We start from the raw sequence: 10,522 nt of genomic DNA, 5'->3' as shown, positions 1-10,522 counted from the left end.
GCCGCCCGCGCTGGCCGGGATTGTGCACCGCCGCGCTGCGGGCCGGGCGCCGGGCGATCCAGCGCGCTTTCTCGTCGTCGGCCGGCTGTCGCCGGAAAAGGACGTCGACACAGTGCTCTGGGCCGCCGCCCGGCTGGCGCAGCGCGGTATGCCGTTCGAGCTCTCCATCGCCGGAGAGGGCGCCTGCCGCGCCGTACTTGAACAACGTACGCGGACGCTCGCGCTGCGCAACCATGTGCGCTTTCTCGGGGCACGTGCCGACGTGCCCGAGCTGCTGAGCCGCCACGACGTCTACGTCAGCGCCTCGCGCGCCGAGGGGCTGTCGATCGCCCTGCTGGAGGCAATGAGCCACGCCCTGCCGGTCATTGCCACCCCGGCGGGCAGCGCCTTTTCGGTCGTCGACGGCAGCGTCGGGCGCCGGGTCCAGCCCGGCGATCCCGAGGCACTGGCGCGCGCCATGACAGAGCTCGCCGCAGACCCGGTGCTGCGCGCCGAGCTCGGACGGGCCGCGCGGGCACGCGTGCTACGAAGTTACCGTGTGGAGGATTGGAGCGCCGCGCTGCGGCGGCTCTATCGCAAGACGCTCGAGGGCGATTTCTCCGCCGCGACCGACCTGGCGCCGTGCCAGGGGGAGGCTGTGACGAGACAGGATTGAAAAAGACCCGAAAAAAAGACCCGACAACATGGAGGAGAGGACACTATGCCGAACAGCAACAAGATCGAACGGAGCGTCAAGTCGGCGCTGCAGGGCTCGCCGCTCTACGCGCCGGCCAAGGTGGTCAAGGAGCACATGCGCCGGGCGCATTTCTCGATGGCCCAGGTCAGCGACAAGCTGGTGCGCCCGGCCCCGCACGAGGTTTTCCTGAGTCTCACCTCGAACTGCAATCTTCGTTGTGGGGCGTGCTGTTACGGACGAGACTTCATGCATGGAACGCAGCTCCCTTGGGAGATCGGCGCGCAGCTCATCGACGATTGCAAGGAACTCGGCATCGGCAACATCCGGCTCTATGGTGGCGAGCCCCTGCTGCACCGCGACCTCGACAAGTTCGTCGGCCGTATCCGCGACCGCGGTCTCAACATGTATGTCACCACAAACGGGCTTCTGCTCGACAAGAAGATCGACAAACTGGTCGATGCGGGGCTGCGCAAGGTCTCGGTCGGGCTCTATGGGCTGGGGCAGGACTACGACGACTACGTGCAGCGCCGCGGCTCCTTCGAGTTGGTCAAGACATCGCTCACCGAGACCCGCCGGCGGCACAGTGCCGACAAGCTGCCGATGAGCCTCGACTGGCTGCTCATGCGCGGCACCGGCAAGCTCGAGACGGTGCGCGACACGCTGCAGTTCGCCCGCGATCTCGACATGCAGATCTACATCAACCTGATCCACTACTCGCTGCCCTACTTCGTCAAGAAGGATGAGGCAGGGGACAACCAGCCCTTCTGGTTCGAGGAGGAGGACCGCCCGCTGCTCGACGAGATCAGCGGTCTGCTGCTCGAGGCCAAGAAGAAAGAGCCCGACCTCATCCGCAACACCGAGCGTGGCATCCGCTCGATCCCCGACTGGCTGATCCGCAAGGAGAAGATGCGGCTGCCCTGCACCAGTTACGACATGCTCTGGATCGGTCCCGACGGCACGGTGCAGCTCTGCTTCGTCACCTTCAAGATGGGCAACCTGCACAAGCAGCGGCTGACCGAGATGCTCTTCACCGAAAAGCACAAGCGCTTCTCACGCGACGCCTTCAACCTCAACTGCCCGAACTGCAACTGCGGTTACGACAAGCGGGTCAACCTGCACAGGCAATCGCGGGCGCTCTACACGCCGAGCTAGGGCAGGGCGTCTGCCCCCTCGAGCGTGCGCCGAGAGCAGCGTCGCACCAAAGAGGAGCAGGACCTGCCAACCGTCCGGACAAGGGCCGACGCCGGGCACGGCGGAGAGGCAGGCGGTCACCGTTGCCAAGGACCGCCGAACGTCCGCACCGCGGCAGCCTGACGCTTGAGAGTGGCGCGCTGGTGACTGCCTTGCTGCCAGTGGCAGCAAGGAGCGGGCCTCGCAGATCGAAGAACTGTTCGGGCTCTTGCTGTTCGGCAAGCAAGCGCAGGTTTGCGCTTCCCAGGATCTGGGGCACATGCGGGTGCTGCGCGACCGGCCGCGGGAGACCGCGGCCGGTTCATGCCGGGGAAGCTGAGAGCCTGCCTGCCCGGCCTCAGCTCAAGGCCGAAGGCCACCGCTCTCCTCAGGGCCGCACGTAAGCGTAGCCCTCCTCCTGCAGCTCGATCAGCCGCACCACGCCCGAGGGCACCACCTGCGCCTCCTCGAGCAGCACCACTTTCTCGCCGGTCTTCTTCTCCATTCCGGCGATCGTGTTGCCGCAGGCGGAGAAGGTGATCGGCAGTTCGAGCGCCATGGTCGAGATCCGGTCCTTCACCGGGCTCTTTCCCTCGACCAGCATGTGCAGCCCGGGGCCGTAGGCGACCATCTCGATCACCACCTCGTCTCCGGCTTCCGTGTAATAGGCCGCGACGTTCTGGGCGTTGTTCAGCGCCATGTTCAGAACCTGCGGGTCGTTCTGGTCCACGTGGATCGCCACGTGGTGGGTCTTGCCTTCTGCCATCGCCATAAGCGGCGCCGCCGCGAGCAACGCGGTGAGCGCGGTTCTCCTGATCATCATCTGTCTCCTCCCTTAGACAACGTAATCATATATGTGAATGAAAGAATAAAATAGGGTTTTGATGCGGATGCGCATCCGGGGCATCCGAGCGGCTTTCGAGCCGCGTGTATCGCATTGTCGGGAAAGCGACCTCTGCGCCCGCCGATCAGGGATCGCCGCGCGTTCGCCGGGGCGCACGGGGACCGCCTCGGCTCACTTGCTCGTGGAGACTTCGGCCGTGTGCTTGTGCTGCGCCATCTCCAGCACCGGGGCGAGCCAGCCCACCTCGTCCATGCGACCGCTGAAGAACTCCGCCCCGGCCTCGGTGTGGTGGCCGTAGTCGGGGAAATACTTCTTCAGCGTGGCGCTTGCGGAAAAGCAGGTCTGTTCACTCTCGGAGCAGACGTAGTCCATCCGGTCGAGCACGATGAGGCCTGGATAGCTGGCCTTGAGGCGGTCTATCTCGGCATTGGCCTCGATCACCCGCGGCTCGGTCGCGCCGCTCTTGTAGAGCTGGTAATACTCCCGGTCCGAGCGCGCGACGATGGTGGCGGGATCGGTGATGCCCTCGGCGAGCGCGCTGTGCACGTTCTTGTCGAAGACCGTCCACTTGCCGCCGAGATACCTCGGGAACTCGAAGATGTTCTTCACCACGATCACCCGCTTTCCGTCATCGAGCATGTGTTTCACCAGCCCGCCCAGCACCTGCATATCATCGCGGGAGTCCTTGAACCGGCTGACGACCATGACCGCATCGGCCTCGACGTAGCTGCGCGCGGCGAAGAACTTGCTACCCGGCCCAAGCTCGCCGATCTGCGCGGTGTAGCGGCCCGGCAGGATCCATTGCATGGCCTCCTCGCTGAAGAGCAGCATGTTGAAGACGTCCTTGGAATGCGAGTTGCCGACGAGCAGGAGCTTCAGCTTGCCGGTGTCGGCGCCGAACCAGTCGCGCTCCTGATGGCCCGCGTCGCAATTGCCGAGGCAGGCGAGCTTGTGGGCATAGCCGCTGAAGGGCATCGCGCTCGCCTCTAGCAGCGCCATGTTGTCGTTCTCGTAGTCGAGCAGGCTGATCTGCGCGTTCAGCACGTTGAACTGGCCGCTGCGGTAGTCGAGCTCATCGTACTTGTGGATGAAGAGCCCCAGCGCCGCAAAGGCAGCAAGGCCGGTGGCGCTGGTGCCGAAGAGCCGGAGGCGGCCGTACTGGCCCTTGCGTACCGGGGTCTCTACGTAGGTCCAGCTCAGCCAGGCGAGCATGAGGGTCAGCACGATCAGCCCGGCCATGATGTACCACGCCGGTTCCTCCAGAGAATTGTGCCGCGCAAAGGCCATCAGCGGCTGGTGCCAGAGGTAGGCGCTGTAGGAAATCAGCCCGATGCCGACCATGCCGCGGGTGCTGAGCAGGCGCTGCACCCATGTGCCGCCGGTGGCAAAGAGGATGATCAGCGCGGCGCCGACCGTCGGCACGAGGGTGATCAGGCTGGGCGTGGGCGTCTCGGCATCAAAGCCGAAGACCGCCGCAGCGACCAGCGCCAGCCCGAGCGCCGAGAGGGCGTTGCGCAGACCGGCGGCCAGCGGTGGAGGGTCCGCGCGCAGCGCGAAGGCGCAAAAGGCGCCGAGGCCGAGCTCCCAGGCGCGGGAAGGCAGCAGGAAGAAGGCCGACATCGGGTCGGTGCGCACCTGCCATTGCGCCAACCCGAGGCTGAACACGAAGATGGCCACGATCACATGGAGCACTCTCTTCTGCCCGCCGCGCCAGAGCAGCATCAGCAGCAGCGGGAAGAGGATGTAGAACTGCTCCTCGACCGCGAGGCTCCAGGTGTGGAGCATCGGTTTCAGCTCGGCGGCGGTGTCGAAGTAGTCCGCCTCCATCCAGAACAAGATGTTCGAAGAGAAGGTCGCGACCCCGAGCAGGCTGCGGACGAACTCGACGAAGTCGCGCCCCTGCAGGACCATCCAGCCCAGCCCGAGCGCGGTGACGCTGACGAGGCATAGTGCGGGGAGAATGCGCTTGGCGCGGCGCTCGTAAAAGCGGAGCAGGCTGAACTCGCCCCGGCCCAGCTCGTCGACGATGATGGTGGTGATCAGGTAGCCGCTGATCACGAAGAAGATGTCGACCCCGATAAAGCCGCCGCCGAACAGCTTCGATCCGGCATGGAAGAGGATGACGGGGAGGACCGCGACCGTGCGCAGGCCGTCGATTTCGGCGCGGTACTTCATCCGATGTGATCCGATCGTCGTCAGTCAAAAATGGAGAAGTCGTGAAATATTGATCGGCAAAATTTTGAAAAGCCGAAGGAAATCTGGCAAATCGCCGAGCTGTTGACGTAGGTCAATGCAGAGTTAATGCGCGCAACCAAGGCGAAAACCTAGGTGCAGAGATGCAATCCCGGGTTTAGGCTGACCTTCTCGGCCAAGAATGGCTTATGAGGTGACTAAAGTTGCGGCGTTCTCGCTATGGTTGCGGAATGCATCGGCGCTACTTCTCTTGTCGATGGCTGCGTCGCGGTTGCGCAGCGCCGGTTGTCCCCTCCCAGAAGGCGTCGGCGCGCTTTTCGAAGGTGGCGGCCTCGCGCGCATCGCTTTGGTAGAAGTCTCCGCGCCGGATGCCGGGCGCGTAGACCTGCTCCACCCAGCCGCGCGGGTCGTCATGCGGGAAGAGGTAGCCGACGTGACCCAGCTTCTCGGCACCCTTGTAATGCGCATCGCGCAGGTGCAGCGGCACCGGGGCGGGCGGCTGGCTCGTAACATGGCCGAGCGCCGCCCCGATGCCCCGCGTCACCGAGCCCGACTTCGGCGCGCGGGCCACGTGCAGCGCGGCATGGGCAAGGATGATCTGGCTTTCCGGATAGCCGATCTTCTCGACCGCCTGCGAGGCGGCGACGGCGGTCTGCAGCGCGGTATTGTCGGCAAGGCCGACGTCCTCGGAGGCATGTATCATGATGCGGCGGGCGATGTAGCGCGGGTCCTCTCCGGCGTGGATCAGCCGGGCAAGCCAGTAGAGCGTCGCATCCGGGTCCGAGCCTCGCATCGATTTCACGAAGGCCGAGACCACGTCGTAGTGCTGGTCCCCCGAGCGGTCGTGGTTGATCGCCGCCGAGGCATAGGCCTCTTCCAGCATCGCCTCGGTGATGGTGACCGAGCCGCCCTCCTGCCCGACGCCATGGCCGATGGCGAGGCTTTCCAGCGTGGTGAGGGCGCGACGCGCGTCGCCGCCCGAGCGGCCGGCGATCAGCCGGACCTGTTCCGGTGCCATTGTCACCTCGATGCCCTGCGAGGCCAGATGGTCGATACCGCGGTGCACCACCCGTTCCATGTCCTCGATGGTCATCGGCTCGAGCTTCAGGATGGTCGAGCGCGAGACCAGCGCGGGCGGCAGCGCGTGGTAGGGGTTGCCGGTGGTGGCACCGACGAAATCGGCGGTGCCTTCCTCGCAGATCGACAAGAGGTCGTCGGCCTGCGTGGCCGAAAAGCGGTGCACCTCGTCGACGAAGATCAGCAGCGGGCGAATGCGTGCCTCGTCGGCGATCTTGCGCAGTTCCTTGACGCCGTCGCGGGTGGCGTGCAGCGGGCGGAACTCCTTGCCCAGCATGTTGCCGACGGCGCGGGCAATGGTGGTCTTGCCGATGCCCGGCGGGCCGTAGAGGATGATGCTCCCCAGCGCTTTGGCAGCGATACGGCGCCGCAGGATCGAGCCGGGCGCGGTGATCGCCTGCTGCCCGATCACGTCGTCCAGCGTCTCGGGTCGGAGCGCGGCGGCGAGGGGCACGTGGCCCTTGAGGGGTGCTGCATCAAAGAGATCGCTCATGAGGGGGCCTGTGGTTTGGGCGTTGCCCAATGCGCTAGCAGATCGCGTCGGGGCGGGCAAATCCCAGACGGCAAAGGCGCTGATCGGTACATCAATCTTTCTTCTACCGGCTGGTCACGGCCGCAGGGCCTGCTAGACATTTCCGCAACTTGACCGCCTGCCACGGGTGCAGCGGCAGGACCACAGGAAGGACCCAGAATGAGCGATTTCACCTTCACCCCGCAGCCCCAACCCTCGGTTGCAGTCGCCGGCAGCGAGGCTCGCTTCCCGCTGCGCCGGATCTTCTGCGTCGGGCGCAACTACGCGGAGCATGCGCGCGAGATGGGGCACGATCCGGACCGCGAGTTGCCGTTCTTCTTCGACAAGCCGATCGACACGATTGCGGAAGAGGGTGACGCGATCCCCTATCCGCCCGCAACCGCCGATCTGCACCACGAGGGCGAGCTGGTGGTGGCGCTCGGCAAGGGCGGCGTGGACATCCCCGAGGAGGAGGCGCTGGACTGCGTCTGGGGCTATGCCGCCGGGATCGACCTGACCCGCCGCGACGTGCAGGCCGAGGCCAAGAAGAAGGGGCGGCCCTGGACCATGGCCAAGGGCTTCGACTTCTCGGCGGTCTGCGGGCCGGTGCACCCGGTGACCGAGGTGGGCCATCTCGACAAGGGCACGCTGCGGCTGAGCGTGAACGGCGAGGAGCGGCAGAATGGCGATCTTGCGCAGATGATCTGGTCGGTGCCCGAGGTGATCGCCTACCTGTCGGGGCTGGTCGAGCTGAAGGCGGGGGATCTGATCTACACCGGCACGCCCGCCGGGGTCAGCGCGCTGGAACGCGGCGATACCTGCGTGGTCGAGATCGACGGGCTTGCGCCGCTCACCATCAGTATTGCCTGAACCGGACATGCAAAGGCGCGGCCTGGGCCGCGCCTTTTTTTTCCTATCGGGTCAGGGGTTTCGGCGTCACTCTTCCCAGTCGCCGGAAAACCCTTTGGGGATCATCAGGATATCGCGATCCACCGTGTTGATGTCGGTGCGCCCGCAGAGCGCCATCGACACGTCGAGCTCCTTGTGGATCACCTCGAGCGCCCGGGTCACCCCGGCCTCGCCCATGGCGCCGAGCCCGTAGATGTAGGCGCGGCCGATCCAGCAGCCCTTGGCGCCCATGGCGACGGCCTTGAGCACGTCCTGGCCCGAGCGCACACCGCTGTCGAGATGCACCTCGATCTTGTCGCCCACCGCGTCCATGATCGGCGCAAGCGCGCGGATCGAGCTGAGCGCGCCGTCGAGCTGTCGCCCGCCGTGGTTCGACACCACGATGGCGTCGGCCCCGACGTTGCAGGCCTCCAAAGCGTCGCGCGGGTCGATGATGCCCTTGATGATCAGCGGGCCGTCCCACATCTTGCGGAACTCGCGGATGCGGTCCCAGTCGAGCGCCTGGTCGAAGCTCTGTGCGGTCCAGGTGGTCAGCGACGAGGGATCCGTCACGCCCTTGGCGTGGCCGACGATATTGCCGAAGAACCGCCGCTTGGTCTGCAGCATCTCGAGCCCCCACGGCACCTTTGTGGCCATGTTGGCGATCGACGTCGGGGTCAGCTTGGGCGGGGCGGAAAGCCCGTTCTTCAGGTCCTTGTGGCGCTGCCCGAGCATCTGCAGATCGACCGTGATCACCGCCGCCGAGCACTTGGCGTCCTTGGCCCGGTCGAAGAGCCGCTTCATGTAGTCGTCGTCCTTGAGCGTGTAGACCTGCATCCAGAACGGCTTGGAGGTGTTCGACGCCACGTCCTCGATCGAGCAGATCGACATGGTGGAAAGGCAATAGGGCACGCCGAACTTCTCGGCCGCTTTCGCCGCCTTGATCTCGCCGTCGGCGTTCTGCATCCCGGTCATGCCGACCGGCGCGAGCGCCACGGGCATCGCCACGTCCTGGCCGATCATCTGCGTCGCGGTGCTGCGCCCGGTCATGTCGATGGCGACGCGCTGGCGCAGGTAGAGCTTGTCGAAATCCGAGCTGTTCTCGCGGAAGGTCTGCTCGGTCCAGCTGCCCGACTCGCAATAGTCGTAGAACATCTTGGGCACCCGGCGCTTGTAGATGCGCCTGAGGTCTTCGATCTCGGTGATCACGGGCATGGGCCGGGGTTCCTCCTTGGACTGGTCAGGTTTCCTTACCGCTTCCGGGAAATTTGCGCAATGACGTGTGCTTGTAACTCCCCTTGCAAGACCGTTTAGTGCGCGCGAGCAGTTCGGAGGCACGATGCAGGACATTCTCTGGGGCGTCGGCGGCGGCATGATCGCCGCGATCGCAACCACCGCGGGAGCAATCCCGGCGCTGATCGGGCGCAAGATGACGCAGGCCACGTCGGATATGATGCTCGGCTTTGCGGCCGGGGTGATGCTTTCTGCCTCCTATTTCTCGCTGATCATCCCGGGCATCGAGGTGGCGCAGGAGCAGACCGGCTCGGTCTGGATCGCCGCCGCCATCGCCGCCTTCGGCATCGCCTTCGGCTCGGGCTTCGTGGCCTGGCTCAACCACGCCATTCCGCACGAGCACTTCAAGACCGGCCCCGAGGGCGGGGCGGACCAGGCGACCTTCGCCCGGATCTGGCTTTTCGTGCTGGCGATCTCGATCCACAACTTCCCCGAGGGGCTGTCGATCGGCGTCGCCTACGGGGTCGATCGCACCAACGGGCTGTCGGTGATGACCGGCATCTCGCTGCAGGACATGCCGGAGGGGCTCGCGGTGGCTGTCGCGCTGGTCGGGCTGGGCTATTCGCGCGGCCGGGCGCTCTTCTACACGGCGTTGACCGGGATGGTCGAGCCGGTGGGGGCGCTGCTGGGGGTCGTCGCCGTCTCCGTCAGCGCGGTCCTTCTGCCCTGGGGGCTGACCTTTGCGGCGGGCGCGATGCTCTACATCATCAGCCACGAGATCGTCCCCGAGACCCACCGCAACGGCCACCAGAAGCGCGCGACCACGGGGCTCATCTTCGGGCTGATCCTGATGATGTTCCTCGACGTGACGCTGGGCTGACCGGCCTGGCGCTCGCTCTTCCGTGACAGGGTGCTCTGTGCCACTGGACCTTGCGGGCGCACGGGCATAGGGTCCGCGCAACTTTCGCAGGAGACACGACAATGGCAACGGGCAAGAACATCCGCACCTATTTCCAGGGCACCTGGCACGACGGCGACGTGATGATCATGCGCGGCGCCGACCATGCGGCATGGCTCGGCAGCTCGGTCTTCGACGGCGCCCGCTACGTCAATGGCATCGCCCCCGATCTCTACGCCCACTGCGCGCGGATCAACCGCTCGGCCACGGCGCTGATGCTCACGCCCTTCGTCTCGACCGAGGAGATGGTGCAGATCGTCTGGGAAGGGCTCGCCGCCTATCCCAAAGAGGCAGCCATCTACATCCGCCCGATGTACTGGGCGACCCAGGGCGATGCGACCGCCATCGTGCCGGGTGACGAAGGCACCGCCTTTGCCATCTCGCTCGAGGAAATCCCCATGGCGCCCGAGGGCGCGGCGACCCACCTCGGCCGCACCAGGTTCCGCCGCCCGGTTCTGGAGAGCTCGGTCTGCAACGCCAAAGCCGGCTGCCTTTATCCCAACAATGCCCGGATGCTGCGCGACGTGCAGTCGCGCGGCTTCGGCAATGCGCTGGTGGCCGACGCGCTCGGCAATGTCGCCGAGAGCGCCACGGCCAATGTGTTCATGGTCAAGGACGGCGTTGTCTTCACGCCCATCGCCAACGGCACCTTCCTGTCGGGCATCACTCGTGCGCGTCACATCAAGAACATGCGCGCCGATGGCATGGAAGTGCATGAGGCGGTGCTGTCCTTCGAGGATTTCGAGGGCGCCGACGAGGTCTTCCTGTCCGGCAACCTGCAGAAGGTGACGCCGGTCTCGGGCTTCGAGGACACCAGCTACCAGATCGGTCCCGTGGCGCGCCGCGTGCGCGAGCTCTACTGGGACTGGGCGCTGACCGAAGGCTGAGCCTTGCGCCGCGAGCCGCCGTTGCATGGCTCACGCCCCGATCGACCCGCAGCGCCCGGTCGCTGGCCGGGCCGAGCGGCGTTTT

General features: G+C 65.8%; 9 protein-coding genes. 5 read left to right on the top strand and 4 right to left on the bottom strand.

Translation table 11 applies throughout. The features are described from left to right. Together CLG85_RS25990 and CLG85_RS25985 are read left to right on the top strand one after the other, a co-directional pair. The coding region (locus CLG85_RS25990; protein ID WP_260350272.1) for a glycosyltransferase family 4 protein at nucleotides 1-655 on the top strand (655 nt) is incomplete at its 5' end. Between the two features lie 45 nt (nucleotides 656-700). Beyond that, a complete protein-coding gene (locus CLG85_RS25985) occupies nucleotides 701-1,828 on the top strand; it encodes a radical SAM protein (RefSeq protein ID WP_095883363.1) in 1,128 nt (375 codons plus the stop codon). A 406-nt stretch (nucleotides 1,829-2,234) separates the two neighbouring features. Here the strand turns inward: CLG85_RS25985 and CLG85_RS25980 are convergent, their stop codons facing one another. From CLG85_RS25980 to CLG85_RS25970, 3 genes are all read right to left on the bottom strand, one after another. After that, on the bottom strand, nucleotides 2,235-2,669 hold the full coding sequence (locus CLG85_RS25980) for a DsrE family protein (RefSeq protein WP_311735042.1): 435 nt from the start codon (nucleotides 2,667-2,669) through the stop codon (nucleotides 2,235-2,237). A gap of 192 nt (nucleotides 2,670-2,861) precedes the next feature. Further along, nucleotides 2,862-4,865 carry an acyltransferase family protein gene (locus CLG85_RS25975; protein ID WP_095883364.1) on the bottom strand — a complete coding sequence of 668 codons (2,004 nt, stop codon included), beginning with the start codon at nucleotides 4,863-4,865 and terminating at the stop codon, nucleotides 2,862-2,864. 259 nt (nucleotides 4,866-5,124) lie between these two features. Beyond that, nucleotides 5,125-6,453, bottom strand: a complete 1,329-nt coding sequence (locus CLG85_RS25970) for a replication-associated recombination protein A (protein ID WP_095883365.1) — start codon at nucleotides 6,451-6,453, stop codon at nucleotides 5,125-5,127. 198 nt (nucleotides 6,454-6,651) lie between these two features. Between CLG85_RS25970 and CLG85_RS25965 the strand changes: the two genes are divergently transcribed. Beyond that, nucleotides 6,652-7,341, top strand: coding sequence for a fumarylacetoacetate hydrolase family protein (locus CLG85_RS25965; RefSeq protein ID WP_095883366.1), 690 nt, complete (start codon nucleotides 6,652-6,654; stop codon nucleotides 7,339-7,341). A gap of 66 nt (nucleotides 7,342-7,407) precedes the next feature. Here the strand turns inward: CLG85_RS25965 and CLG85_RS25960 are convergent, their stop codons facing one another. Next, entirely contained in the window at nucleotides 7,408-8,574 is a 1,167-nt protein-coding gene (locus CLG85_RS25960; RefSeq protein ID WP_095883367.1) for an alpha-hydroxy acid oxidase, read from the bottom strand. Between the two features lie 124 nt (nucleotides 8,575-8,698). Here CLG85_RS25960 and CLG85_RS25955 point away from each other — a divergent pair, with 124 nt between their 5' ends. Together CLG85_RS25955 and CLG85_RS25950 are read left to right on the top strand one after the other, a co-directional pair. Further along, complete coding sequence (locus CLG85_RS25955) at nucleotides 8,699-9,472, top strand: ZIP family metal transporter (RefSeq protein ID WP_095883368.1); 774 nt, start codon at nucleotides 8,699-8,701, stop codon at nucleotides 9,470-9,472. Nucleotides 9,473-9,573: 101 nt separating this feature from the next. Next, a complete protein-coding gene (locus tag CLG85_RS25950; RefSeq protein ID WP_095883369.1) occupies nucleotides 9,574-10,437 on the top strand; it encodes a branched-chain amino acid aminotransferase in 864 nt (287 codons plus the stop codon). Nucleotides 10,438-10,522 lie beyond the last annotated feature (85 nt).

It is taken from the genome of Alloyangia mangrovi (genome assembly GCF_002300555.2).
GTDB classification, from domain to species: domain Bacteria; phylum Pseudomonadota; class Alphaproteobacteria; order Rhodobacterales; family Rhodobacteraceae; genus Salipiger; species Salipiger mangrovi.
The sequence above is the reverse complement of the archived record's forward strand: the minus strand, read 5'-3'. Positions and strand labels throughout refer to the sequence as shown.

Coding starts and splice junctions, on each gene's coding strand:
- CLG85_RS25975 (WP_095883364.1), bottom strand. CDS start 4,865: ATGAAGTACCGCGCCGAAATCGACGGCCTGCGCACGGTCGCGGTCCTC.
- CLG85_RS25960 (WP_095883367.1), bottom strand. CDS start 8,574: ATGCCCGTGATCACCGAGATCGAAGACCTCAGGCGCATCTACAAGCGC.
- CLG85_RS25955 (WP_095883368.1), top strand. CDS start 8,699: ATGCAGGACATTCTCTGGGGCGTCGGCGGCGGCATGATCGCCGCGATC.
- CLG85_RS25980 (WP_311735042.1), bottom strand. CDS start 2,669: ATGATGATCAGGAGAACCGCGCTCACCGCGTTGCTCGCGGCGGCGCCG.
- CLG85_RS25985 (WP_095883363.1), top strand. CDS start 701: ATGCCGAACAGCAACAAGATCGAACGGAGCGTCAAGTCGGCGCTGCAG.
- CLG85_RS25965 (WP_095883366.1), top strand. CDS start 6,652: ATGAGCGATTTCACCTTCACCCCGCAGCCCCAACCCTCGGTTGCAGTC.
- CLG85_RS25950 (WP_095883369.1), top strand. CDS start 9,574: ATGGCAACGGGCAAGAACATCCGCACCTATTTCCAGGGCACCTGGCAC.
- CLG85_RS25970 (WP_095883365.1), bottom strand. CDS start 6,453: ATGAGCGATCTCTTTGATGCAGCACCCCTCAAGGGCCACGTGCCCCTC.